At 41.1% G+C, this 24,075-nt stretch carries 27 protein-coding genes and 1 pseudogene; 3 read left to right on the top strand and 25 right to left on the bottom strand.

What is annotated here, in order from left to right:
- Positions 1-7: 7 nt before the first annotated feature.
- The 16 genes from spoVAE to spoIIM all read right to left on the bottom strand — a co-directional run bounded on the left by spoVAE (position 8) and on the right by spoIIM (position 12,202).
- Positions 8-358: a stage V sporulation protein AE gene (spoVAE, locus tag QFZ72_RS10415; RefSeq protein ID WP_307432749.1), complete on the bottom strand. Its 351-nt coding sequence runs from the start codon at positions 356-358 to the stop codon at positions 8-10.
- Positions 358-1,380: a stage V sporulation protein AD gene (gene spoVAD / locus QFZ72_RS10410; RefSeq protein ID WP_307432746.1), complete on the bottom strand. Its 1,023-nt coding sequence runs from the start codon at positions 1,378-1,380 to the stop codon at positions 358-360. The genes spoVAE and spoVAD overlap by 1 nt, the downstream gene beginning before the upstream one ends.
- 19 nt (positions 1,381-1,399) lie before the next feature.
- Positions 1,400-1,855, bottom strand: a complete 456-nt coding sequence (spoVAC, locus tag QFZ72_RS10405; RefSeq protein WP_307432743.1) for a stage V sporulation protein AC — start codon at positions 1,853-1,855, stop codon at positions 1,400-1,402.
- Between the two features lie 19 nt (positions 1,856-1,874).
- Complete coding sequence (locus tag QFZ72_RS10400) at positions 1,875-2,297, bottom strand: stage V sporulation protein AB (protein ID WP_252201400.1); 423 nt, start codon at positions 2,295-2,297, stop codon at positions 1,875-1,877.
- The gene (locus QFZ72_RS10395) at positions 2,287-2,907 is read right to left on the bottom strand and encodes a stage V sporulation protein AA (RefSeq protein ID WP_307432740.1); all 621 of its coding nucleotides are present in this window, start codon (positions 2,905-2,907) and stop codon (positions 2,287-2,289) included. Before QFZ72_RS10395 ends, QFZ72_RS10400 begins: the two co-directional genes overlap by 11 nt.
- Before the next feature lie 196 nt (positions 2,908-3,103).
- On the bottom strand, positions 3,104-3,862 hold the full coding sequence (sigF, locus tag QFZ72_RS10390) for an RNA polymerase sporulation sigma factor SigF (RefSeq protein ID WP_223436440.1): 759 nt from the start codon (positions 3,860-3,862) through the stop codon (positions 3,104-3,106).
- 11 nt (positions 3,863-3,873) lie between these two features.
- Positions 3,874-4,314 carry an anti-sigma F factor gene (gene spoIIAB / locus QFZ72_RS10385; protein WP_307432737.1) on the bottom strand — a complete coding sequence of 147 codons (441 nt, stop codon included), beginning with the start codon at positions 4,312-4,314 and terminating at the stop codon, positions 3,874-3,876.
- Positions 4,311-4,664 (bottom strand): anti-sigma F factor antagonist, encoded by a 354-nt coding sequence (spoIIAA, locus tag QFZ72_RS10380; protein ID WP_223436444.1) that lies wholly within the window; start codon positions 4,662-4,664, stop codon positions 4,311-4,313. The genes spoIIAB and spoIIAA overlap by 4 nt, the downstream gene beginning before the upstream one ends.
- A 139-nt stretch (positions 4,665-4,803) precedes the next feature.
- The gene (locus tag QFZ72_RS10375; protein ID WP_307432734.1) at positions 4,804-5,964 is read right to left on the bottom strand and encodes a D-alanyl-D-alanine carboxypeptidase family protein; all 1,161 of its coding nucleotides are present in this window, start codon (positions 5,962-5,964) and stop codon (positions 4,804-4,806) included.
- A 118-nt stretch (positions 5,965-6,082) separates the two neighbouring features.
- Positions 6,083-7,387 (bottom strand): pyrimidine-nucleoside phosphorylase, encoded by a 1,305-nt coding sequence (locus QFZ72_RS10370; protein ID WP_307432730.1) that lies wholly within the window; start codon positions 7,385-7,387, stop codon positions 6,083-6,085.
- 17 nt (positions 7,388-7,404) lie between these two features.
- On the bottom strand, positions 7,405-8,232 hold the full coding sequence (locus QFZ72_RS10365) for a purine-nucleoside phosphorylase (RefSeq protein WP_307432727.1): 828 nt from the start codon (positions 8,230-8,232) through the stop codon (positions 7,405-7,407).
- 13 nt (positions 8,233-8,245) lie between these two features.
- Positions 8,246-9,433: a phosphopentomutase gene (gene deoB / locus QFZ72_RS10360; protein WP_307432725.1), complete on the bottom strand. Its 1,188-nt coding sequence runs from the start codon at positions 9,431-9,433 to the stop codon at positions 8,246-8,248.
- Positions 9,434-9,739: 306 nt separating this feature from the next.
- Positions 9,740-10,633 carry a site-specific tyrosine recombinase XerD gene (xerD, locus tag QFZ72_RS10355; protein WP_307432722.1) on the bottom strand — a complete coding sequence of 298 codons (894 nt, stop codon included), beginning with the start codon at positions 10,631-10,633 and terminating at the stop codon, positions 9,740-9,742.
- Positions 10,634-10,639: 6 nt separating this feature from the next.
- A complete protein-coding gene (locus QFZ72_RS10350; protein WP_307432720.1) occupies positions 10,640-10,864 on the bottom strand; it encodes a YqzK family protein in 225 nt (74 codons plus the stop codon).
- Positions 10,865-10,975: 111 nt separating this feature from the next.
- The gene (gene fur, locus QFZ72_RS10345; protein ID WP_223436459.1) at positions 10,976-11,437 is read right to left on the bottom strand and encodes a ferric iron uptake transcriptional regulator; all 462 of its coding nucleotides are present in this window, start codon (positions 11,435-11,437) and stop codon (positions 10,976-10,978) included.
- A gap of 114 nt (positions 11,438-11,551) precedes the next feature.
- Positions 11,552-12,202, bottom strand: coding sequence for a stage II sporulation protein M (gene spoIIM / locus QFZ72_RS10340; protein ID WP_307432714.1), 651 nt, complete (start codon positions 12,200-12,202; stop codon positions 11,552-11,554).
- Positions 12,203-12,325: 123 nt separating this feature from the next.
- Here spoIIM and QFZ72_RS10335 point away from each other — a divergent pair, with 123 nt between their 5' ends.
- Entirely contained in the window at positions 12,326-12,889 is a 564-nt protein-coding gene (locus QFZ72_RS10335; RefSeq protein ID WP_307432711.1) for a GNAT family N-acetyltransferase, read from the top strand.
- Here QFZ72_RS10335 and QFZ72_RS10330 read toward each other — a convergent pair.
- From QFZ72_RS10330 to QFZ72_RS10320, 3 genes are read right to left on the bottom strand one after another with little or no spacing between them, the layout of a single operon-like run.
- Positions 12,886-13,470 carry a VanZ family protein gene (locus tag QFZ72_RS10330; RefSeq protein ID WP_307432708.1) on the bottom strand — a complete coding sequence of 195 codons (585 nt, stop codon included), beginning with the start codon at positions 13,468-13,470 and terminating at the stop codon, positions 12,886-12,888. The two genes, QFZ72_RS10335 and QFZ72_RS10330, sit on opposite strands and share 4 nt — an antisense overlap.
- Before the next feature lie 40 nt (positions 13,471-13,510).
- Positions 13,511-14,695 (bottom strand): endonuclease Q family protein, encoded by a 1,185-nt coding sequence (locus QFZ72_RS10325; RefSeq protein ID WP_307432705.1) that lies wholly within the window; start codon positions 14,693-14,695, stop codon positions 13,511-13,513.
- A 1-nt stretch (position 14,696) separates the two neighbouring features.
- Positions 14,697-15,248 (bottom strand): NUDIX hydrolase, encoded by a 552-nt coding sequence (locus QFZ72_RS10320; RefSeq protein ID WP_307432703.1) that lies wholly within the window; start codon positions 15,246-15,248, stop codon positions 14,697-14,699.
- Between the two features lie 222 nt (positions 15,249-15,470).
- Between QFZ72_RS10320 and mciZ the strand changes: the two genes are divergently transcribed.
- Entirely contained in the window at positions 15,471-15,593 is a 123-nt protein-coding gene (gene mciZ / locus QFZ72_RS10315) for a Z-ring formation inhibitor MciZ (RefSeq protein ID WP_307432701.1), read from the top strand.
- 69 nt (positions 15,594-15,662) lie between these two features.
- Complete coding sequence (locus QFZ72_RS10310; RefSeq protein WP_307432698.1) at positions 15,663-16,568, top strand: aldo/keto reductase; 906 nt, start codon at positions 15,663-15,665, stop codon at positions 16,566-16,568.
- Positions 16,569-16,906: 338 nt separating this feature from the next.
- On the opposite strand, the gene QFZ72_RS10305 is transcribed toward QFZ72_RS10310, so the two are convergent.
- From QFZ72_RS10305 to ganP, 6 genes and pseudogenes are all read right to left on the bottom strand, one after another.
- Positions 16,907-17,407 carry a VOC family protein gene (locus QFZ72_RS10305; RefSeq protein ID WP_307432695.1) on the bottom strand — a complete coding sequence of 167 codons (501 nt, stop codon included), beginning with the start codon at positions 17,405-17,407 and terminating at the stop codon, positions 16,907-16,909.
- Positions 17,408-17,501: 94 nt separating this feature from the next.
- Positions 17,502-18,170, bottom strand: a complete 669-nt coding sequence (locus tag QFZ72_RS10300) for an Ig-like domain-containing protein (RefSeq protein WP_373464679.1) — start codon at positions 18,168-18,170, stop codon at positions 17,502-17,504.
- A gap of 9 nt (positions 18,171-18,179) precedes the next feature.
- Positions 18,180-19,358: pseudogene (ganB, locus tag QFZ72_RS10295) on the bottom strand (arabinogalactan endo-beta-1,4-galactanase); the annotation flags it as partial.
- A gap of 338 nt (positions 19,359-19,696) precedes the next feature.
- The gene (locus QFZ72_RS10290; RefSeq protein WP_307439699.1) at positions 19,697-21,766 is read right to left on the bottom strand and encodes a beta-galactosidase GanA; all 2,070 of its coding nucleotides are present in this window, start codon (positions 21,764-21,766) and stop codon (positions 19,697-19,699) included.
- A gap of 40 nt (positions 21,767-21,806) precedes the next feature.
- Complete coding sequence (gene ganQ / locus QFZ72_RS10285) at positions 21,807-22,646, bottom strand: galactooligosaccharide ABC transporter permease GanQ (protein WP_307439697.1); 840 nt, start codon at positions 22,644-22,646, stop codon at positions 21,807-21,809.
- A gap of 18 nt (positions 22,647-22,664) precedes the next feature.
- Positions 22,665-23,921 carry a galactooligosaccharide ABC transporter permease GanP gene (ganP, locus tag QFZ72_RS10280; RefSeq protein WP_307432693.1) on the bottom strand — a complete coding sequence of 419 codons (1,257 nt, stop codon included), beginning with the start codon at positions 23,919-23,921 and terminating at the stop codon, positions 22,665-22,667.
- Between the last annotated feature and the right edge of the window lie 154 nt (positions 23,922-24,075).

Genomic DNA, 24,075 nt, shown 5'->3' with positions numbered 1-24,075 from the left:
GATGATCTTATCCTTTCGGCTTAAAAATAACTGCTACAAAAAAAGCAAAGACGATCGCTGAAGAAATACCTGCTGAAGTTAATTCAAAAATCCCGATTCCAATACCAATAATCCCGTGTTCATCAGCCTGATGCATTGCACCATGCAGCAATGAATGACCAAAGCTTGTAATGGGCACCGTTGCCCCAGCTCCTGCAAATTTAATAAAATTATCATAAATGCCGAATCCGTCAAGAATCGCACCTGCAACAACAAATGAACTCATTACATGTGCCGGTGTTAATTTAGCCACATCGAGAAGCAATTGGCCAATAATGCATATGGCCCCGCCTACTACAAACGCAATTAGATATTCCATTATCCGTTCACACCCCTGTTCACACGTTCAAACACGACGCCATGAGCAATTGTTGGAATCGATTCCTTTTGCTGAATCATGGTCGGACTAAGCAAAGCACCTGTTGCAACAACCATGACACGATTAAGATTTCCGCTTTTCAATTCTTTGAAAATATGGCTGTAGGTGACTACAGCAGAACACCCGCAGCCGCTTCCTCCGGCAAAAACGTTTTGATCCGGCCGATAAATCATCAGTCCACAGTCATTATGATTTGCAGAAACATCATATCCTTCTTCTTTCAGGAGCTCCTTTAGAATCGGGCTTCCTACAGAAGCTAAGTCCCCTGTCACAATCAAATCGTAGTCTTCAGGCTTTGTGTTTAAATCTTTAAAATGCTGAGCGATCGTATCGGCTGCTGCAGGTGCCATCGCGGAACCCATATCAAATGGATCCGTAATGCCAAGATCCGCCACTCTTCCTATCGTTGCTGAAGTAATCATTATGTCACTTGGATCACGGCTTACGATGACTGCCCCTGAGCCTGAAATCGTTGACTGTGCTGTATCCGGTTTTTGACCGCCATATTCTGTTGGATAACGAAATTGTCTTTCAGCGGTTGCATTATGACTGCTCGTTGCTGCCATAACACGATTGGCAAACCCTCCATCTATAAGCGCTGAGCTTACAGCCAGTGTTTCCATTGATGTTGAACAGGCACCGAACATACAAAGGAAAGGGATCTTATTTTGTCTGGCTGTATAATTTGCCGTCACGTTTTGATTTAATAGGTCTCCAGCAAGGAAAAAATCAATATCTTCTTTCGTATAATTTCCTTTTTTTAAAGCATGCTCAATGGCATCTTCCATTAAACGCCGCTCTGCAAGTTCCCAGTTATCTTCATCGCAATGGAGATTATCATAGGTTTTGTCATATAATTTACCAAAAGGTCCGTCTGCTTCTTTTGGGCCGACAGCAGTACCGCTGGACTGAACGTATATTTGATTCTCAAATTGCCATGTCTGTTTTCCAGTCAATCTCATTGTCCAGAAACCTCCTTTTTTAAAATGCTAATCCGTATACATACCTGATTATCCCGACAACATATGCAGCAACGACCCCGAATACAATAACTGAGCCTGCGAGCTTAAACATGTTCGTTGACACTCCGAGTACCAGACCCTCACTCCGGTGCTCAAGCGCAGCACTTGTCATGGAGTTTGCAAATCCCGTTACAGGAACTGCAGATCCCGCACCAGCAAATTGGCCGATTCGATCATAAATACCAAAGCCCGTCAGCAGAGCTGATATAAGAATTAAAGTAGCTACAGTCGGATTCCCCGCAGTTTTTTCAGTAAAGTTAAAAAAGTTCATATACATATTCTGGATGCCTTGACCTAATGTGCAGATAAGACCTCCAACGACGAAAGCCTTTATACAATTCAAAAGATAAGGCGGTTTAGGCTGATAGGGTTTAATTTTATTCTTGTAATCATCTTTAAGCTTTGATGTACTCATTTCTTTCACCTCTCGGGTCTTATTGGTCAATAAAATAAAGCCAGTGAAATAACGATCCGGCTACTTTGCCAAAAACAATGGCCATCAATAGAATAACGATCTTATCAGCAATCCCAATCCGTTTGGCCAGGATAGGAAAGACATTTAAAACTTCTGTCAGCGCAGCAGCAAGCATTCCGATAAATATTCCATTGATTAATCCAATCGGAACGAGAAACAGCTCTGATAAGTAAAGTTTGGAATCCCTGAGGCTTACCCATCCGCCTGTAATAGCGCCGGCTACGATAGCCCATTCATAAGCCTGAATTAAATCGACTGTTTTCGTAAGCTGCGTTAACCTTGGTATAATGCCAAGGACAGTTAAAAACGCTACAAATCCAGAGCCGACAGCAAGTCCTCCTGAGAGTCCGATGAAAATGGTGACCAAGCCATTAATTGTCATCAATTTTCTTCATGCTCTCTTTATTTTCTTTCATAGATACGTACATATCCATATCAAGCTGGTAGTTGAACATTTCCACTTCAAGAGGACTGGGCTCTTCATTAATTCTCTTCTTGAAAAGGTGATTGAAGAAAAGAATCATCCCTAAACCGAGGCCTATGGAATAAGGAATTTGCAGTAGGAGGGGATGTTCGGATGTCTCACCTGTAATAATGGTATAAAGACGCAGGTGCACAAGCTGCATGCTGACGTCTTCATGAAAGTTCATAATCGCAAGAGCTGCTCCCACAAAGAGGAGGAGCCATACGAGTGCGAATAGAACAGGCGAAAACGTTTTCTTCTGATACACAATCTCAACAATCGTCTGTGCTGGCCCAACCGTCTGAACATCTATATCAGGATCTGTTTTATGTACTGCAGACAGCACGCGCATGACATCAATCACGACAATGTTTTTATCGCTCGGCTGAACTTGGTGGACCTCAAGCTCTCCAATCATGTCGCGAAGCTGTTTCCCCGCAACAATTTGGGCAATCTTAGAGACGGTTATACAATCGTCCGGATAGACTTGTACGCGATGACGCAGTCTGATGTACACCGTTTTTTCCATTACATTTCACTTCCTGAAAATAGGATTGTATATGTAGTATGCATTGGAAGAATTTATATCATGCAGAAAGCACGAATGGTCCATTAATTACCAAAGCTGTATTCCAGACGCTGATGATTGTTTACACTGGAATTGCCTTCTAACTATTTTCTAAAAAGCAAAAAAGACACATCCCTGTCGGATATGTCTTTTCCATCTATTGATCCATGCGGTCTTTCATTTGCTGCAGTATTTTCTTCTCGAGCCTCGATACTTGCACTTGCGATATGCCAAGCCTCTCAGCAACTTCTGATTGCGTCTGATCCTTGTAATACCTTAAGTAAACGATCAGCTTTTCACGTTCATCAAGCTCTTTGATTGCATCCTTAAGGACGATTTTATCAAACCACTTGGTCTCTCCTGAATCAGCTATTTGATCAAGGAGTGTGATGGGATCACCGTCATTTTCATAAACGGTTTCATGGATGGAAGAAGGTGCGCGTACCGCTTCTTGTGCAAGAACGACTTCTTCAGATGTGATTTCAAGGTAGGCTGCGATTTCAGAAACAGTCGGCACCTTGCCTAATGATTTTGACAGATCATCTTTAGCTCTTCTGATTTTATTGCCCAGTTCTTTTAGGGAACGGCTCACTTTAACTGTGCCGTCATCTCTGATAAAGCGTTGAATTTCACCAATGATCATCGGTACAGCGTAGGTTGAAAATTTAACATCGTACGATAAATCAAATTTATCAACCGATTTCAAAAGACCGATGCAGCCGATTTGAAACAGGTCATCAGCTTCATAGCCCCGATTTAAAAATCTCTGAACAACAGACCACACAAGACGCATATTTTTCTCAACAATGGTATCTCTGGCTGATTGATCGCCTTGCTGGCTGCGCTTAATCAATTCTTTCACTTCATGGTCCTTTAACTGTGTTTTTGAGATATCGTTCTTGACCTCCACATCCATAGCAAGTCTCCTTAATTTACTAAAGCTTTGCTTTTCAATAAGTGTTTAGTAAGCTTTACCGCAGTACCCCGTGATTTTGACGATTCAATCTGTACTTCATCCATGAAATTTTCCATAATGGTAAAACCCATACCTGATCGTTCAAGTTCCGGTTTTGTCGTATATAGAGGCTGTCTTGCTTCTTCTACATCAGGAATTCCCATGCCCTCATCTCTGATAGACAACCTGACGACACTGTCCTCGAGTGTTACCGAGATGTAAACAATACCGCTTGGATCATTGTCATAGCCATGAATAATGGCATTGGTCACGGCTTCTGAGACAACTGTCTTGATTTCAGTTAATTCATCCAGTGTAGGATCAAGCTGAGCAATAAATGCTGCAACGGTAACTCGGGCAAAGGATTCATTTTGGCTGAGCGCTGAGAATTGAAGGTTCATTTCATTTTTCATGAAGCCACCCCCAATGTTATCAGCGCTTTTTCCTCCGATGGCTCCAGTCGAATGATTTTAAACAGTCCAGACATATCAAACAGTCTTTTTACTGAAGGTGAAATCGCACAAACGACCATTTCTCCGCCAAATTGCTTCACTTGCTTATATCTTCCAAGAATCACGCCTAAACCAGAGCTGTCCATAAAGGATAATTGCTCTAAGTTCAGAACGATATGCTGGATGTCCTCTGATGCAAGAATTTCTGTCACTTTCTGCCGTAATTCCTCCGCCGTGTGATGATCCAATTCTCCGATCAGTCGAATGCACAGGACAGATTGCTTTACATCAAGCTCTACTGCTAGACTCATCCATACTCCTCCTTCAATTTCTGGATAATGTCTGTTTCGAGGTTTTGATGTGCTTTTCCTGCCCTATGACAAAACTAGTGCGGATTCGCCAACATCAGCTAGATATCCTGATGTTTCTTATGGGTGTTTTTTTAGGTAATCAGCCTGATTTCGAGAAATCACCAAGCACTCGTTTAAAGAGAGTCCACCAGCCAGCCTGTTCAATGTCGCCCTCAGCAACAAGCGGGCTTTCCACAACAACCTTATTGTCTTTTTTCAATATTAGTTTTCCAAGTTCATCCCCTTTTTTCAGAGGAGCCTGTAAATTCTGCTTCATCACGACTTCCTGAGTAACATCTTTAACACTTCCGCCTTTTTTCGTCAAAACAGAAATTGGCTCTGAAGTCACAAGGTTCAGATTTTTACTGTTCCCTTTGCTGATTTTCATCTTAGCTACAACTTCATTGCGTTTAAATAAAGGATGCGTTTGATATTGGCTGAATGCGTAATCAAGCATTTTGGTAACCTGAGCATTGCGGTCTTTTGGTGTCGGGGCACCCATGATGACAGCAATCACACGCATGTTGCCTTTTTTGGCTGTAGCGGTTAAACAATATTTTGCTTCATTCGTAAACCCTGTTTTTACGCCATCTACGCCTTTATAAAATTTCACAAGGCGATTCGTATTGACCAGCCAGAATTTCTTGTCTGTGTCCTGACGCAAATAATCTTCATATTGACCTGTGTATTTTGTAATGCCTTCAAATTTTAATAGCTCTTTTGCCATGACGGCCATATCATGTGCTGTACTGTAATGATCTTTTTCAGGAAGGCCTGTTGGATTTTGAAAGACTGTATTTTTTAGTCCTAGCTCTTTTGCCCGTTTGTTCATTTTTTCAACAAATGCATCTTCAGACCCTGAAATTCTCTCAGCCATGGCTACTGATGCATCGTTGCCTGAGGCAATCGCAATCCCTTTCAGCATTTCATGAACGGTCATTTCCTCTCCAGGCTCAAGGAAGATTTGAGACCCGCCCATAGAAGCAGCATGTTCGCTCGTACGGACTTCTTCATCCATTTTCAGCTGGCCTTTATCAATCTCTTCCATGATCAGCAGCATCGTCATAATTTTAGTCATACTTGCTGGAGGAAGTTTCTCATCACTATTTTTATCATATAGAATATTTCCGGTATCACGTTCAATCAGTACAGCTGATTTTGCTTGATCTGCAAGCTTTACTGAACCTTCTTCTGCAAATGCCGGTGATGCAATTGTTAATATTATGGTGCTTAGCGCTACGGTTGATAGTAGACGTTTCATCTCCAAACCCTCCATTCTTATACACCCCATTTTTTCCAATTGAAGAAAAAATATACTTGCGGACAAGAAAAAATTGCATGCAAAAAGCCGGGATTTTCTCCCGGCTTTTCATGTGTGATTACTCTTTAATTGTATCGTGAACAAGCGGCGGCGCTGTTACTGAGTCAGCTGTTACTTTAATGCTTTCATAAAGCTTGGCTTTTACTTGTTCTACATCTTTTTGATTGCTGTAAATCGTCACAAGCGAGTCGCCCTTTTTAACAGCATCGCCGATTTTTTTATTCAGCATCAGCCCGACAGCAAGATCAATTTCTGATTCTTTCGTAGCTCGTCCTGCACCAAGCCACATTGCTGCAACTCCAACGGAATCTGCCACAATTTCAGAAACGTATCCGTCTTCTTTTGCTTCAAGCTCTACTTTGTAGCTTGCCTGCGGCATCTTGCTGGGATCATCGACAACTGAACCGTCTCCGCCTTGAGCTTCTAAGAAGATCTTCAGCGTTTCAAGTGCTTTTCCGTTTTGAATCACTTCCTCAAGCATTGCTCTTGCTTCCTCAAGTGATGATGCTTTTTCAGCCAAGAAAACCATGTAGCTTCCAAGCGTTAAGCATAGCTCATGAAGGTCTTCAGGTCCTTCGCCTTTTAATGTATCTATCGCTTCTTTAATTTCTAATGCATTGCCGATTGCATAACCGAGCGGCTGACTCATGTCTGAGATAACAGCCATTGTTTTGCGGCCGACTGCATTTCCGATTTCAACCATCGCCCGGGCAAGCTCTCTCGCATCATCAAGATCTTTCATAAATGCGCCTGCTCCTGTTTTCACATCAAGAACGATGGCATCTGCCCCTGCAGCGATTTTTTTGCTCATGATCGAGCTTGCAATCAGAGGAATGCTGTCAACAGTGGCTGTTACATCACGCAAAGCGTAAAGCTTTTTATCTGCTGGAGTCAGGTTTCCGCTTTGACCAATGACAGCAATTTTATTCTGGTTAACCAATTTGATGAATTCATCATTTTCAATTTCAACATGGAAGCCTGGAACAGCTTCAAGCTTATCGATTGTGCCCCCAGTATGGCCAAGACCGCGGCCGGACATCTTGGCAACCGGAACACCGACTGCAGCAACAAGAGGTCCAAGCACAAGAGTGGTTGTATCGCCTACGCCGCCTGTGCTGTGCTTATCTACTTTAATGCCTTCGATCTTGCTTAGATCAATCGTATCACCTGAATGAACCATTTCCATAGTTAATTGAGCGCGCTCCTGCTTCGTCATTCCTTTAAAATAGATCGCCATTGTTAATGCACTCATTTGATAATCCGGAATATCGCCATTTGTATAGCCTTTGATAATAAAGCTGATTTCTTCTTTCGTCAGTTCCTTGCCGTCACGCTTTTTTTCAATTAAGTCAACGATTCTCATTAGTTACCCACCCTTTGTCAGTTTGATTCGTGTATGTCTGCAACAATCTTCTTAACCAGATTCAAGAAATTAGCTTTTACTTTTTCAGTCGTTTCCATCACTTCATCATGTGATAATGGCTGATCTAAAATACCGGCTGCCATATTTGAGATGCATGAAATTCCAAGCACTTTCATCCCTGCATGATTGGCTACGATTACTTCAGGCACTGTAGACATACCGACGGCATCTCCTCCAAGCACGCGTGCAAGACGCACCTCTGCAGGTGTTTCATATGCAGGTCCTGTGTTCCCTACATATACACCTTCCTGAACTTTAATGCCAAGCTCTGAAGCTGCATTTTCAGCAAGGGTTCTGAGCTCTCTGCTGTAAGCCTGCGACATGTCAGGGAAACGGACGCCTAGATCAGAATCATTCGGTCCGATTAATGGGCTGGTCCCCATATTATTTATATGATCGGAAATAATCATTAAATCACCCGGTTCAAACGATTCATTCACACCGCCCGCAGCATTTGTAACGATGATTGTTTTGACACCCATTTCCTTCAGCACACGGACCGGGAACGTCACTTTTTTCATGTCATATCCTTCGTAAAAATGGAAACGTCCCTGCATGGCTACAACGTTAGCTCCTTTTAATGTGCCGAATACGAGCTGCCCTGCATGGCCTTCTACAGTTGAAACAGGGAAGTTTGGTATTTGCTCATAAGGAATTTTAACCGGGTTTTCTATTTCATCAGCAAGGACTCCAAGGCCGGATCCTAAAATCAGCCCGATCTCAGGCAGGTCTTTTACTTTTTCTTTCATATATTGTGCAGATTGCTTAATTTCTTGAATATTCATTTACCACTCCCCCTTAATTCTTTAATTCCTGCAAGAAACTTTTACCGTGTTTTGGCATACTCACTTTAAAGTTGTCAGCAATGGTAGCCCCAATATCTGCAAAAGTATCACGGACCGGAAGCTTAGAACCGCTTTCAAATCTCGGACTGTATGCGAGCATTGGCACATATTCACGTGTATGGTCTGTCCCGTAATGAACAGGATCATTGCCGTGGTCAGCTGTAATAATTAATAAATCATCCTCTTTTAATTTAGAGAGCAATTCAGGAAGACGCGCATCATACTCTTGAAGAGCAAGGCCGTAGCCTTCCGGATCGCGTCTGTGTCCGAACAGGGCGTCGAAGTCTACAAGATTTACAAAGCTCAGACCAGTAAAGTCGCGATCTGCTGTTTCAGCAATCTTGTCCATGCCATCCATGTTCGATTTCGTGCGAAGCGCATCAGTAATTCCTTCTCCGTCATAAATATCAGAGATTTTACCAATCGCAATGACATCCAGACCTCCGTCCTTCAGCTCATTCATGACCGTTCTCTCAAACGGCTTTAAGGCATAATCATGACGGTTTGGCGTTCTTTGGAAGTTCCCTGGATTTCCTGTAAAAGGACGTGCAATCACACGGCCAACCATATACTTTTCATCAAGTGTCATTTCTCGTGCCATTTCACAAATTTTAAGCTGCTCTTCAATTGGAACAATATCTTCATGAGCTGCAATTTGCAAAACAGAATCTGCAGACGTATAAACGATAAGAGCTCCTGTTTTCATATGCTCTTCGCCCAGTTCATCTAAAATTTCAGTTCCTGAAGCAGGTTTATTGCCGATGATTTTTCTGCCTGTTTTTTCTTCTAGTGCCTGGATTAATTCATCAGGGAAGCCATCCGGGAATACTTTAAATGGTGTTTCAATATGAAGGCCCATGATTTCCCAATGGCCTGTCATCGTATCTTTGCCATTAGACGCTTCCTTCATTTTCGTATAGAAAGCTTTTGGACTTTCCTGCACAGGGATACCCTGAATTTCTTCTATATTGCTCAAGCCAAGCTTCGCCATATGCGGCATTTGCAGGCCGTTCATATGTTCTGCAATGTGGCCAAGCGTGTTTGAACCAGTGTCGCCAAAATCCGCTGCATCAGGCGCTTCGCCGATTCCCACTGAATCCATGACAATCAGAAATATTCTTTTATATGTATAATCAGACATGTAAATCCTCCTTTAATCGTTCAGAGATCACTCTTTGTATAACATTCCCAATTGTTTAGGAATGATTAGCCGCTTTTCATTGGTCAGAAGTCTGACATCTAAAGTATAAACCGTTTTCATGCCTTCTGACAATAGATAACTTGATATTCTTCTATAGTTCTGTTTTCCTTTTACAGGTTTTTTAAAACATTTAACTGGATTGCCCAATATTCGTTCTATTATGGTGCTTCATAACTTGTTTTTCTGCTCCTGCAGGTACTTTTTGCAAACCTAAAAAAAAAGCCACCGCATTTCCTGCGTATGACTTTAAGCTCTCGGATGATATTGTTTATATACATCTTTTAATCTAGTTTTTGATACGTGAGTATAGATTTGCGTTGTAGAGATATCGGCATGTCCAAGCATTTCCTGAACTGCCCTTAGGTCTGCCCCATTTTCAAGCAGATGGGTTGCAAAAGAATGACGAAGTGTATGAGGGGTAAGCTCTTTACTGATGCCTGCCTCAAGAGCAATCTTTTTGAGATTCTTCCAATAACCCTGTCTGGTCATGCGGTTTCCGTGATGATTTAAAAACAAAGCTTCCGTTTGTTTTTTCTTTGAAGCTAATTTCGGTCTGCCCTTTTCGATATAGGATTCTAATGCTTCTGCTGCTGTTCTGCCTATTGGAACGATGCGCTCCTTGTTCCCTTTTCCGAAACAGCGGATAAATCCCATTGTTAAATGAACATCGCTCAAATCAAGATTAATCATTTCACTTACCCGGATGCCTGTTGCATAAAGAAGCTCAAGCATGGCTTTATCCCTGTAGCCGAATGGCGAGATCAATTTAGGAGTATCCAGCAGTTTTTCAACTTCAGTGAGTGATAATACTTTCGGCAGTGTCCGTTCAACTTGAGGAGATTCTATATGTACAGTCGGATCATGATCGACTGCTTTTTCTCTTAGAAGAAATTGGTGAAAATTGCGGATGGATGCGGTATGGCGTGCAATCGTCTTGCTTGATTTTCCAGCTTCCTTCAATGATTTTAAAAAATGAATGATTGATAGTCTGGTCACATCTTGAAATGAAGTGATTTGCTGCTGTGCAGTAAGAAATTGATGATAGCTCTTTAAATCGCGTTCATACGAAATGATTGTGTTATGGGAAAGTCCTCTTTCCACAACCAGGTAATGCATGAAATCCTGAATTTGATCTTTCAATTTCCTCTACTCCCCGTTTAAATAGAAGAAAAACAGACGATTCAGCCAGTGCTCTTCTTCGTCAGTCACCATTTTCGTGACTTTCAGTGCCGCACCCTCAGGCTGATCATATCGGTGAATTTCTTCATACTCTAAGTTAATCCAAATGATAGCATAATAGAAAAGAATCGTAAATCCAGTAAACAGAATAAATACTTTTATCATGTCAAATAGTGTTCTCGCTGCTCTCATTGCGGCAGTCCTCCTTTGGCCGGTCTTTCATCTTACCTAAAACATATGCCAAAAAGGACAAACTTTATACTAGTAAAAACAAAAAAACCTCTCCAGTTTGACCGGAAAGGTTTATTGTTCATCTTCTTTCTGTTCTTTTTCCTGACAGCGGTAGCAAATACCATGAAACGTCAGACGATGATCTTTAATTTTAAAATTGAAGTCGCGTTCTACAATCTGTTCAACATCTTCTAAAAGGTCATCTTCAATTTCAGCGACTGAGCCGCATTCGATGCACACAAGATGATGGTGAAAATGTGCTGCGCCTTCTTTTCTTAAGTCATAGCGTGATACGCCATCTCCAAAATTTATTTTATCGACAATTTTAAGTTCTGTAAGTAGCTCCAACGTCCGATAAACAGTTGCTAAACCAATCTCTGGCGCCTTTTCCTTAACGAGGAGGTAAACATCTTCAGCACTCAAGTGATCTTCTTCGCGTTCAAGCAAAACCCTGACGGTAGCTTCGCGCTGAGGAGTCAGCTTATAGCTGGATGAATGCAACTGCTTCTTTATACGCTCAATTCTGCTTTCCATAACACACATTCCTCCCTCGCCACGTTCCTCATTCATTATATCAAAAGAAAGGGATGTGTCCAACGAAAATAATTACAATCTAATAAATGAAATCATTATTAAGTAAAAACTATTCTATTTTGAAACAAGTTCAATTACGTTTTTCATGAGAATCGGCGACGCATAAGCCTCAAGAGTTGAGGCGATAATCGTCAGAGCCGAAATGAACATAAAAACAGCCGCGTATTTCGTGAAAAGGGAGAAAGGCGATTGAGTTAAATTTGTTTTCTTCATCAGCAGCTGCTTGACAATTTTCAATGAGAAAGAGATGGCAACCGTACCCATGATAATAAATGCCGGTATTAAGACTATATTTTGAGGCAAAACCGATACAAATGAAAGCATAAAGCCTTGCCATCCCATTTGATTCACTAAAAAACCTACCGTAAAACCTACGACCATTCCTTTTAAGAATAACATAATCAGAATGACCGGCAAACCGATAATTGAGATGCCAAGCACCCACATCAGACCAAGATATTTCAGGTTATGAAAGAAACTCTGCTGAAGCATTTCAACCGAGCTTGCCACTTTCCCTTCCGATACTTGTCCGAAAAACCTGCTTAAATAAAAATACAAATCTTCTTTTTGTGTAAAATTCATGCTGTTGACAATGACCGCACCGAAAATAACCCCCATCAAAAACAATACGAATACAAATACATAAAGCGATGAGCGTTCTTTTATATGCTGAAAAATCATTGCTTTTAATGGATGTTTGCGCATATACCTTCCTCCTAGCGTTCTCTTACTAGATTGTATGAAAAAAGGAAGAAACTATGCCATTCTATCATTGCATTTTTTTCCAAGTGGTATATAATACTAAAAAATCAGAAAGGCGGTTTTGTCATGAAAAATCCATTATTAATTGATTTTCCGACTGAAATTTCGACAGAAAGACTCTACATCCGGGCTCCCCGTCCGGGCGATGGAAAAGAAGTCAATGCCGCCGTCAATGAATCTATGAACGAGCTTAAACCGTGGATGCCTTTTGCTCAAAAACCTCCTGCACTCGAAGAGACGGAAGCAAATATCAGACAATCGTGTGCGAAGTTCATTTTGCGCGAGGATCTGAGGCTGCTCATTTTTGACCGTGAGAAAGGACACTTTATTGGAAGCACAGGTTTTCACCGGATGGACTGGGATGTGCCTAAGGTGGAGATTGGGTATTGGATTTCAACGAAATATGCCGGAAAAGGCTATATGACGGAAGCAGTTGAAGCTCTAACGATGTTTGCTGTTAGAGAATTCGGCGCTAAACGGGTGGAAATAAGATGTGATCCTGAGAATACAAGAAGCCGCCGTATACCAGAGAAATTGGGATTTATATTAGAAGGAGTTCTAAGGCAGGATGATGTTTCGGCAGACGGCATGACATTACGTGATACGTGCGTCTTTTCAAAGATTTTTTAATATTCTTTCACATAAACGGCTTTGCTGAAAATTGGATAGAAAGCATAGCCTGTAAATATACCAAGAACATTTAAAATGAGATCATCCATATCAAGGCTGCCCCTGTTTGCTGTAAATTGCGAGATTTCCACTGCTGCAATCACAAACACAGAATAGGCAAATGTTTTTCTCATTGAAGCTGCTCTGCTCTTAAGGAAAATGCCATAAGGGACAAACAAACCGATGTTAGCAGCAAGATTATAGACAGCAATAATCGGTGAAACCTGTCCTGAAAGATAATAGCTGATCGTGTCAAACGGGACGAGATTATAGCTGTTCCCTCCCGAATCCGGTCTAATAAACAGCAAGATCAGCAGACCAACTGTATATAGGATAAGACAAGCATGAAACAGTCTTTGCGGGACAACCATCACCTGCTTCTTCCATAAAAAAAGAAGAAATGCCGTGAGTGCCGTGACACAGAACCATACAATCGCTGTGACAACCGGGTGTAAATAAGCTGTTAAGCTCAGCCATAGCGGCAGCATCAGAAAAAAGACACTTTGCGAGACCGCAAGTGAAATGAAATACGTTTTTCTCATGTTCTTATACCTTTCGAACTTAAAATTTGCTGAAGGCACTTCACATCGAAGTGCCTTCATTTGTTGGGGCGATTTTACCGTAAACCCCGCCTCCGCCAGGGACAGCACTCAGCTTTCCCTCCCTCGCAGCAATAATATAATCTGCTGTTTTGGGCGGCAAAACCTTCAATAGGTCCGTTCTTGAGATCTCATTTAAGATAACCATCTCGGTACCAAAGGCCATTTTTAATTTCCCAAGAGTCTTTGGTCCAATTCCGGGAATAAACTGCAAAGGCACTTGGTGTACATATGGAGGACGGTCTGGTTTCTCAGTGTTGTTGTCTGCCAGCTCCTTCAAGCGGGTACTGACCCCTTTAGTCGTTTTCTTGCTGCCGCAGCTTTGACATACCGTGTTCACTGCTTCTTTTTTGGTGCCGCATTTCTCGCAGGTTGTGCCATAATACTTGCCTAATAGCGGATTTAAGCCATGATTTGAGAGAATTTCCCGGTTCCCTATTTGTTTCAGAGCCTTTTTCAGCTCTTCGAAAGAAGGTTCCTTTAATTGAAGTTTCTGATACTCCCTCCCAATTTTGGCAAGTGAGTGTGCGTCAGAGTTTGTCAAAAAAGGATACGGATTCAGTTCAGAAACCATGGAGGCCATCCCGGTGTCAGAGCTTAAACCAAGCTCAACCGCATCAATCAGCTTCGGATCTAATACTTCATCAAGCCTTGAGGATACCCCGCTGCCGAAAAGGCTTTTGTGAGGTGTGAAGATATGAGCGGGAATAAATAGACCTCCAAGCTCGTTTACTTTTTTCTGAAGAACTTTCGCATCTTCATACATTCTTTGAGTACTTAATGTAATATTTTTAACCCTAAACGACAGCCAATCGGAAAACTGTTTCATCTGCTGAATAGCCGGCATAAAGACAAGCACATGCAATGGACCTTTGCACGAGGTATCATATACTTCAATTTCGGAGCCGAGAATCATTGTGGTCTGTTTAAATTGAATACCGCCCTGGGCATGTTCTGACCATATTCCTTCTTTCAAACCCTGATCCAGTGTATCCAAAATCTCCGGTACGTGGCAGTCAATGATTCCGATTATATCCATTCCTTTATGCTCGCTTGCTTCAATCAGAATATTTTCAAGCGTAAGCTTATTTGAAGCTGTTATTTTAACAGGTTTGCCTGAACGTGTCCGCCCGATATGAATATGTAAATCTGCAAAATAGGTATTCATCTTATTTTTGAAGAGCCAGTTTCAACTGCAAATACTGAACGGCGTAAGCTGTTTTCGCATCAAAAATACGCTGATCGTCAATCATTTGCTGCGCTTCCTCAAGTGTCACCTCCAGAACATCTACAAATTCATCCTCATCAAGTTCTGCCTTTTCGGTTAAAATCTGCAATTCTTCCGTAAAATATAAATGCACAAGCTCATCTGCAAACCCCGGTGATGTATAAAACGAGAGTAAGTGCTGAAGCGACTCCGTTGTATACCCTGTTTCTTCTTCCAGTTCCCGTTTAGCCGTGACCTCAGGCTGTTCCCCTTTTTCAAGCTTGCCGGCAGGGATCTCAACGAGGACTCGCTCCATCGCTTTTCGGTATTGCTGAACCATGACAATTTTGTTTTCTTTAGTAATGGCGATCACAGCAACCGCGCCTGGATGCTTGATAATTTCTCTTGTGCCTGTTTTTCCGTTCGGAAGTTCTACTTCTTCTAAGTACAAATCAATAATGCGTCCGGAAAATAATTTTTCAGATGATTTTGTTGTTTCTTTTAAATGATTCATACTCATTCCTCCGCGTTCTACAAATTCTGCTTTTCACATACATTCTATCATATTAAGAAAAGCGGAATCGCCCGTTTAGCTCAGGGCATGGCAGATAAGAATCCGGCAGAAAAGTCCGGGTTTGACTTTTTTCACGGATTCGTTCGGGCGATGGAGCTAAACATAGATGAGAAAAATTTTATACCTCCTTACCAATTAACGAAAGAAACGAGGCGAGCGCATATGAAGATCTACCTTCTTGACAAAGGCGTCGTGCTGGTCGGAAAAGCTTGGGAAGTCCGTGAAAAACTGAAGGAATACAGCCGGAAATATGAAACGATCGAGCAGTGGACAAAAGATAAGTAAGCGTCACAATTGCATTTTCATCTCTCTTGTACTAATGTCAAAGCAAGACGTACAGTCAGGAGTGATACGATGAAAAAAAGACAGTTAGGCACATCAGACTTATTTGTCAGCGAACTTGGACTTGGCTGCATGTCTCTTGGGACAGATAAAGAACAGGCAGAGTCCATTATCGATGCAGCCCTTTACGAAGGAATTAACTACTTTGATACAGCAGATTTGTATGACTTTGGACTGAATGAAGAGTTTGTCGGAGATGCACTCAAAAAACGAAGACAGGATTTGATCCTTGCAACGAAGGCCGGCAACCGCTGGAACGAGAACAAAGACGGCTGGACTTGGGATCCATCTAAAGCCTATATAAAAGAAGCCGTGAAACACAGCCTTAAACGATTGCAGACAGATTACATCGATTTGTATCAGCTGCATGGAGGTACAATTGAAGATAACATTGACGAGACGATTGAAGCATTTGAAGACCTGAAAAAAGAAGGCGTTATCCGCTATTACGGAATATCATCGATTCGCCCAAATGTCATTAAACAGTACTTGGAAAAATCATCGATTGTTTCCGTCATGATGCAGTACAGTCTGCTCGACAGAAGGCCTGAGGAATGGTTTTCACTTCTTAACGATCAGAACGTCAGCGTGATTGGGAGAGGTCCTTTAGCAAAAGGACTGCTGACAGATAAATGGGAATCCAAGCTATCTGAAAAAGGATACCTTTCCTACAGTGAGGACGAACTCCTTCATCTGCTTCCATCCATCGATGCAGAAACGGATCTAACCCTGACAGAAACTGCCGTGCAATACTCTCTGAAGCAGGCAGTTGTCGGATCTATTATTCCGGGTGCCAGCAAAATTGAACAGGTTCAGGCTAATTGCCGTGCTTTAAATGCACGTCCTTTATCTGGAGAGGAATATATAGCGCTGCAGGCTTTGACGAAGTTTGAAAAATATGAGCAGCATCGTTCGTAGTATTTGAAGCTTTTTTTATTTTTAGGGATTCTTTCGGATACGGAGAGAATCCTTTTTATTTCCAGTCATTTTTTGATCCCAAAATTGCCACCAGGACTTTCAGCCAGCTGGAGAAAGTTAGAGTGAACTACCCGCCAAAAAAGCCGCTCCCTGACGCAGCAGTTTTTCTGTGGCCATTTACATTGTTTATCTTTTTAAGCAGAAGATAAGGAAAAGGGATAAAAGAAAGGATTGAATTCATGATTTATATATAATTGCTATGGCGGCACACATTCCTTTCTGATATAGAAATTCTAATGCCGTTTTATAAGGTTTTGCTCAACTTATCTATCGTAATCTTATCCTTCATACGCCTGCTTTAAGGATTTAATATCCATTTTCTTCATTTGGAGCATTGCTTTTAGAACTCTTTCCGATTTTTCAGAATCGGAACTGCTTATCATTTCGGTAAGACAGGTTGGAACGATCTGCCACGATACACCGTACTTATCTTTCAGCCAACCACAAACCTGGGCTTTTTCATCTCCGCCTTTTGAGAGCTTTTCCCAATAATAATCGACTTCTTCTTGTGTTTCGCAATTGACAATGAATGATATTGCTTCTGTGAATTTGTATTGTGGACCGCCGTTTAATGCTACGAATTCTTGTCCGTCCAGCTGAAATTTCACAGTCATCACTGTTCCCTCTGAGATCCCGCTGATATGATGTCTTTCTTTTCCATATCGAGTGATTTTTTCTATCTTCGAATTTTTAAAGACCGAAGTGTAAAAGACTGCTGCCTCTTCAGCTTTTAAATCAAACCACAAGTTAGTTGTGATTTTTTGGATTTTGTTTTTCACTTTTTTCTCCTTCCTGCTTTTCATTATTAATTAAAAAACCTGACCTTACTTATAATAATGGCCAGGTTTATCTCCTAAGTGATCAGGAATCTTCTTATCTGTCTGTTGCACGGTATAGATAAAAATCATCCAATGTTCCCCAGGCACCTGCATCTGCTTTTAACCTGGCCCCAATCGTGATCGTTCCATCTGTTACAAGAATATCAGCAATTTCGGGGTTGCTCCAATTGATCCAACCATTTACTGATGTATTTATTTTATGTTCTGCATCGCCACTTCTAGCATACATAAACATTTCCGAGTTATGCGCATCTCCGCCTTGCAAGAACATTGAAAGATTATAATAACCTGGTTCTAGTCCTGTAATCGTCTGCTCTACGTTAAAGTTAACTGCAGTCCCAGAGTAGAAATGAAGTGAATAGTTTCCAGATTTAGCATCTGAAACTTTTTCTTGATAGTTAGTGTGGGGAGTGGATCCATTCCCATAAGTAATATTCCACATACTCCTGTCACTATCTTCAAAGCCTGGATTCAGGATCTCATTTTGGGGTAATATTTGAAGATGGGCCTTCACCGTATATCCACCTTCAATAACACCTTCTATTACATAAGTTCCCACGCCATTAGTGACGGCCTTCTTAAGTGCTTCTTTATCCCATGTTACATTAATAGACCTTATATTTCCATCATTGTAGGTAACATTTACCGTTTCAGGTAACATAATAGTCTCTCCTGCATTTGCTTTGACCGTTACATCTTTAATTTCGTCGATTCGGAGCGGCGCAACAGCACCTGTATGGACATATTTGAATACGTTCAATGATGGGAGAGGGCTTCCATAAAAATCGAACAATGCCTGATTGTCAACAGCACTTCCCCCATACCAATGTCCAGCGTCTTCAGGGTCATATTCTGCCGCATAGCTAGTAGCCCATCCTGATCCATATTTCTCCCATATTGCTTTGTTTTTCTTAAGGCTTTTATCTGGAGCAACTGGAATCCATGCTGGTTCCCAGTAGAAAACACCGATACCCGGATCACCTATATTAGCTACTGCTTCAATTACATCTCTTACTGCATTCACTTGCCCCTGGACTGTAATTGGGTAATTTAGCGTTTGACCAGTAGCCTTAGGTGCTGTATTACCATGTCCATCCCCATCTTCTGCCGTATACGTATACGATGTTTCCGCCACCATCACTTTTTTGTTATATGTATCCGCCACATTTTTAAGAACATAGGTAAGATTAGAAAGTGTACCATGCCAGAATGGATAATAAGAACTTGCAAATACATCATAGTCTACGCCATTTTTATGAAGAGTTTCAGCAATCGTTGTGTATCTTCCTGCTGTTTCGGGGTTCGTAAAATGTAAGGCCACCAGAATAGCTGAATCTGCCTCTCTAACTGCTTTGCTTCCCTCATTAAATAATTGGCTCATCTTACTCCAGTCTTTTTCCCCGGCAATTGCTCCATTTGTTTCATTTCCTATCTGGACCATGCCAATATCGATTCCCTCATCCTGCATGGCTAGTAAGCTTTCTTTTGTATATTGAAATAGCTCAGCCTTTTTGTCTTCCAAGCTTAAATTCTTCCAAGCTTTCGGAGCCTGTTGTTTGGCAGGATCTGCCCAGAAGTCTGAATAATGGAAGTCTACTAGCAGTTTCATTCCATTCGCAGTCGCTCTTTTACCAATTTCAATGGCATTTGCTAAATCGCTATTTCCTCCGCCATACCCATTTCCTTTCGAATCGTAAGGGTCATTCCATATGCGCACCCGAACATAATTGACTCCTTTCTCTTTCAAGGTTTTAAAAATGTCCTGTTTCCATCCGGCCTCGTTATAAAATTTTACACCGCTGTCTTCTAAGGAAATGATGCTTGAAACGTCAACACCTTTAATAAAATCCTCGTCAATTCCTGCTACTCTTTTCACAAAAATATCAGCAGCTACTGGTTCAGGAAGATCCACACTGCCATCTTCCCAAAAGTTCGATTCAAAACCGCCATTGAGCATGCTATGATTAGTGGCAGCTACAGCTAAGTCTCCTCTAAAGCTAAGTGAACTACCTATCATCATAATCGCAGAAAACAACACTATAATCGTTTTTAACCTTCCTCTTTTTCTCATACTCTCCCCCAACCTTCATTTTAATATTTTCATAGAAGTCTTTAACTCGAAGCACCATACAGGTAACCGCTTACAACTCTATATATATTGATCTCTCCTATATAGAGAAATCCACTCTAACATTGCTTTCTTGTATGTAGAGTGGATGCTTTTGTCATTTAATTCATTTTTGATTTAGCTACGATTCTTGCTTCATATTTTTCAAGTATGAGATCACCTTTTATTTTCTCGCCAGTAATCATATCTCTTACGCTTTTTTCAAACGTAACAGGCTGTCTTTCTTCAGTAAAATTCATCAGGAAAAGATAGTCGTTTTTTTCATCATGACGTGCTTGTACTGAAACACCTTTCCCGTGTTTTACTGGATGAACAGGCTCTATAGATAGGTCTTTAATCAGTTCCTGATAAAAGTCATGATGAAATTGATCATCTAAACGCGCCCCAATATAATAAGCATTTCCTTGTTCATACGTATGGCTTGTCACTGCAGGTGTATCTGCATAAAAGTCTTCCTTGTAGTGACCTTCTATAATTGCTGAGTGATTTTCCAGCACAGTTGCATAGTCTTTTAGCTCATAGGATTGATTTCGGTAAGTAACATAATTATTATCGCTTGGATATAGCGTATCTGTTTCTAGAGGTCTGATTCCAAAAATCTCCTGCAGATCTTTATGCCAGCCGCCTAAATATGTCAAATCATGTTCATTCACAATTCCGCTTATATAGGTCATCACTAAAGTGCCGCCATTTGCTACAAATGTTTTTAAGCGTGAAATCGTCTCTTCACTTACTAAATAAAGCATCGGAACAAGCAATAATTTATACTCTGAGAAATCCTGTTCCTTTGTAATTACATCAACAGGAATATTTTTTTCCCAGAAAGTGCGGTAATGCTGCTGCAATGTTTGAGGATAACGCTTTGTCTTCACTCCAAAGCCTTGCGCGTCATTTATCGCCCAATTGCTGTCCCAATCATATAGGATGGCTACATCAGAGGAACGATTACTTCCGACTATATTAGATAGCTTTTCTAATGTTTGGCCCACTTTTGCTACTTCTTTAAAAACTCGGTTTTCTGTACTATTGTCATGGTCGACAACTGCACCATGAAATTTTTCCGATGAACCGCGGGATTTCCTCCACTGAAAATACAGAATACTATCAGAACCATGGGCAATCATTTGCATAGATGACAGTAAATGCATGCCTGGGCGTTTAGCTTTATTGACTTCATGCCAATTAACTGAGCTTGGCGTAGATTCCATTAATAAAAATGGCTTCTGCTTTAGGCTCCTGTACAAGTCATTAATAAATCCAACCTTCATGGCCAAATCAGCGGTACTTTCCCAATCATTGTGCCAAGCAGGGTACGCATCCCAGCTAATTACATCCAAATGTTTGGCAAACTTGCTATAGTCCAGTCCTTGGAAAGGAATTAAATCAAATGTATCTGCCATGAAATTTGTTGTGATAGGAATATTCGGCGTCATTTCTTTTAAAGGAACAACTTCATTTTCAAAAAAGGAAATGGTTTGGTCGGTGACAAATCGCCGCCAATCCAAATTCAATCCATGTACTGCACTTTCCCCGATTGGTGAAGGAGATTCAATCTGTGACCAATCATTGAAGGTGTGGCTCCAGAAAGGTCCCCACCAGGCATCATTCAAGGATTTAAGATCATTATTATATTTGCTTTTCAGCCAGTCTCGGAAGGCATGCTGGCATTGTTCACAGTGACAGTCTCCTCCATATTCGTTAGAAATGTGCCACATTAACAGAGCAGGGTGATTGCCATACCTTTCTGCCAGCAAAGTGTTAATTGATTGTGTTTTTTCACGGTATACTTTTGAAGTGAAACAGTGATTATGCCTTGCACCATGCAGCTGCTTCACTCTAGAAGCATTCACACGCAAAACTTCAGGATATTTATGAGACAACCACGCAGGACGGGCACCGCTTGGAGTAGCTAAAATCACCCTGCCGCCATTTTTATAGATATTTTCAAAAATATCATCAAGCCATTCAAAGGCATAGACCCCTTCTTCCGGCTCTAGCGCGCTCCACGCAAAGATCCCCACGGAAAATGTATTTGTATGAGAAAGCTTCATCAGTTCCATATCATCAGCTAAAATATCTGGCCGATCCAGCCATTGATCAGGATTGTAGTCTCCTCCATGAAGCATGAAGTTAGCTTTCGTCGTGTAATATTTTTCATGTTTTGACATAATACTCTCCTTCTATCATTATTTGTCCCTGCGTTTCTTTGTCTTAACCTTTCGTTCCACCTGCTGTTAACCCCGAAACAAAGTGCTTTTGCAGCATGATAAAGATAATTGTAATCGGAATACTTATGAGTATGGCACCGGCAGCAAATGTCGTATAGCTCGCCCCCATTACATCATTCACTAGATTATATAAGCCGATCGGCAATGTATAGAATTCAGGGCTTCTCAATATAGTCGAAGACAGGACGAAATCTCCCAGAGGACCTGTAAATCCATTCATAGCAACAACTGCTATCATCGGCTTCGATAAAGGCATAATAATTTGCAAAAAGATTCTTGTATTACTTGCACCATCGATCTTAGCACTTTCGTCCAAATCCATCGGAATCGAATCCATGTACCCTTTCATGAGATAGGTATTCATCGGGATTTGACCGCCGATATATAGCAATATTAACAGCCAATGGCTATTCATCATCCCAAGGATTTGCGCTAAAACAAACAAGGCAATTAGAGCAGAAAACTGCGGGATCATCTGCAGCAATAAGAATAGTGTTAACGTATTTTTTCTTCCTTTAAAACGGAATCTCGAGAAAGCATACGCCGTAAAAGAAACACTGATGACCGATCCAATCATCGTTAGAACGCTTATTTTTAACGAATTTGAATACCACTTAACATACTGGAGGCTTTCTTTACCAGCAAATAATTCTTTATAATGATCCAATGTTGGATTTTCAGGTATGACCGAGGTGCTGACTAAGCTATTACCAGGATTAAAGCTGGCACCCACTGTCCAAAGCAAGGGATAAATGATAATGACTATTGTAAATGTTAATAACGTGTAAGAGAGAAGGAGTCGAAAGAATCTATTTTTTTTCATAACTGTTGCTGCCATCTCTTATTCTCCCTCCTTGAAAGAATTTGTTCGCCTGAATTGCCATAAAGCTATTGCAATGACAAAGACAGATAACAAAATCGTTAATGCAGCAGCCAGCGAATATTGACTGGATTGCATGGTCAGCTTATAAATCCAGGATACTAAGATATCTGTTCCTCCAGCTGTGGAACCAGGAACTGCTGGACCTCCGCCATTGAAAAGGTAGATAATATTAAAGTTATTAAAATTAAAAGTAAACTGAGTAATGATAATCGGTGCCATTGCGATTAAGATCATCGGCATCGTGATATGTCTGAATTTCTCAAAGACAGAGGCACCATCAATTGTCGCAGCTTCGTAGAGGTCATCAGGAATTGATTGGAGCACACCTGTAGTCACAATAAAGATATAGGGAAATCCTAACCATCCCTGCATCAGAATCAGTGCTAATCTTGACCAATTTGCATCGGTCATCCAAGGAACAGCATTGATTCCAAATAAAGCTAAAATATCGTTGTTAATCGCACCAAAGCTATCATTAAAAAGACCCGCAAAAATTAAAATCGTAACAAAACCCGGAACAGCCCATGGCAAAACAAGAACTGTTCGATAAAACTTTTTAAAGCGAATTTCCTTTTGATTTACGACCACAGCTAATAATATCCCTAAGCTAACTTGAAGCGCAGAAGCAACAAGCGTCCATATGACTGTCCATGCTAATACATCAAAAAAGGTTGAACGCCAAATATCAACTGTGAAAATAGCAGAGAATGTTTCAAATCCAACCCAATCTACTAAATTAGCAGGCGGGGAATGGTACAAATCATAGTTTGTGAAGGCTAATGCGAAACTAAATAGAATTGGGAAGATCACCGCAAAGATTAGAATAAATAACGATGGACCACTAACGACATAGGGGTAACCCTGTGCAATTAAATTTTGATATTGATCCTTCAGAGAACTGATTTCCCTATTTTCATCACGCATTTTCCCATTTTGAAAGGCGTCCCGCAAATTAAAGGAATAAATCGCAAGCCCAAAACACAAAACAATAATAGCTATAATGCCTTCTGCCAGCAAAAAGATGGAGTTGTCACGCGGCACCTCAGTACCAAGCGTCAAAATACCCCATAGACCCATATTCAACAGATCAGAAAACCCTGCAAGAAACGCTATACTAACAAGAAGAAACAAGAGACCTTTTATCCATTGCCTATTATAAAATTGGCCAAGGCCAGGAATAACCGATAATAATAAAGCTGTTCTGCGATGCTGCACCCTTTTCACCTCTTTAATATAGAAGATAAATGAAACTTCAATCTCCGTGATATTCCTCAAACCCCACTCAGGTAAAGTTGGTCACTTCCTGTGACAACACCTGAGTGTCCAGATATCTTGCACTTCCAAACCAGTTGGAACGGGATAACGTGTA

This window comes from Bacillus sp. V2I10 (genome assembly GCF_030817055.1).
Lineage (GTDB): Bacteria > Bacillota > Bacilli > Bacillales > Bacillaceae > Bacillus_P.
The sequence above is the reverse complement of the archived record's forward strand: the minus strand, read 5'-3'. Positions and strand labels throughout refer to the sequence as shown.

Excerpts from the sequence above, each read along its gene's own strand:
- QFZ72_RS10335 (WP_307432711.1), top strand. The coding sequence starts at position 12,326 with ATGAAAAATCCATTATTAATTGATTTTCCGACTGAAATTTCGACAGAA.
- spoIIM (WP_307432714.1), bottom strand. The coding sequence starts at position 12,202 with ATGCGCAAACATCCATTAAAAGCAATGATTTTTCAGCATATAAAAGAA.
- mciZ (WP_307432701.1), top strand. The coding sequence starts at position 15,471 with ATGAAGATCTACCTTCTTGACAAAGGCGTCGTGCTGGTCGGAAAAGCT.
- QFZ72_RS10320 (WP_307432703.1), bottom strand. The coding sequence starts at position 15,248 with ATGAATCATTTAAAAGAAACAACAAAATCATCTGAAAAATTATTTTCC.
- QFZ72_RS10395 (WP_307432740.1), bottom strand. The coding sequence starts at position 2,907 with ATGGAAAAAACGGTGTACATCAGACTGCGTCATCGCGTACAAGTCTAT.
- QFZ72_RS10330 (WP_307432708.1), bottom strand. The coding sequence starts at position 13,470 with ATGAGAAAAACGTATTTCATTTCACTTGCGGTCTCGCAAAGTGTCTTT.
- QFZ72_RS10365 (WP_307432727.1), bottom strand. The coding sequence starts at position 8,232 with ATGAATATTCAAGAAATTAAGCAATCTGCACAATATATGAAAGAAAAA.
- deoB (WP_307432725.1), bottom strand. The coding sequence starts at position 9,433 with ATGTCTGATTATACATATAAAAGAATATTTCTGATTGTCATGGATTCA.
- QFZ72_RS10310 (WP_307432698.1), top strand. The coding sequence starts at position 15,663 with ATGAAAAAAAGACAGTTAGGCACATCAGACTTATTTGTCAGCGAACTT.
- spoIIAB (WP_307432737.1), bottom strand. The coding sequence starts at position 4,314 with ATGAAAAATGAAATGAACCTTCAATTCTCAGCGCTCAGCCAAAATGAA.
- spoVAE (WP_307432749.1), bottom strand. The coding sequence starts at position 358 with ATGGAATATCTAATTGCGTTTGTAGTAGGCGGGGCCATATGCATTATT.
- QFZ72_RS10325 (WP_307432705.1), bottom strand. The coding sequence starts at position 14,695 with ATGAATACCTATTTTGCAGATTTACATATTCATATCGGGCGGACACGT.
- QFZ72_RS10400 (WP_252201400.1), bottom strand. The coding sequence starts at position 2,297 with ATGACAATTAATGGCTTGGTCACCATTTTCATCGGACTCTCAGGAGGA.
- ganQ (WP_307439697.1), bottom strand. The coding sequence starts at position 22,646 with ATGAAAAAAAATAGATTCTTTCGACTCCTTCTCTCTTACACGTTATTA.
- sigF (WP_223436440.1), bottom strand. The coding sequence starts at position 3,862 with ATGGATGTGGAGGTCAAGAACGATATCTCAAAAACACAGTTAAAGGAC.
- fur (WP_223436459.1), bottom strand. The coding sequence starts at position 11,437 with ATGGAAAGCAGAATTGAGCGTATAAAGAAGCAGTTGCATTCATCCAGC.
- spoVAC (WP_307432743.1), bottom strand. The coding sequence starts at position 1,855 with ATGAGTACATCAAAGCTTAAAGATGATTACAAGAATAAAATTAAACCC.
- spoIIAA (WP_223436444.1), bottom strand. The coding sequence starts at position 4,664 with ATGAGTCTAGCAGTAGAGCTTGATGTAAAGCAATCTGTCCTGTGCATT.
- QFZ72_RS10350 (WP_307432720.1), bottom strand. The coding sequence starts at position 10,864 with ATGAGAGCAGCGAGAACACTATTTGACATGATAAAAGTATTTATTCTG.
- QFZ72_RS10375 (WP_307432734.1), bottom strand. The coding sequence starts at position 5,964 with ATGAAACGTCTACTATCAACCGTAGCGCTAAGCACCATAATATTAACA.
- spoVAD (WP_307432746.1), bottom strand. The coding sequence starts at position 1,380 with ATGAGATTGACTGGAAAACAGACATGGCAATTTGAGAATCAAATATAC.
- QFZ72_RS10370 (WP_307432730.1), bottom strand. The coding sequence starts at position 7,387 with ATGAGAATCGTTGACTTAATTGAAAAAAAGCGTGACGGCAAGGAACTG.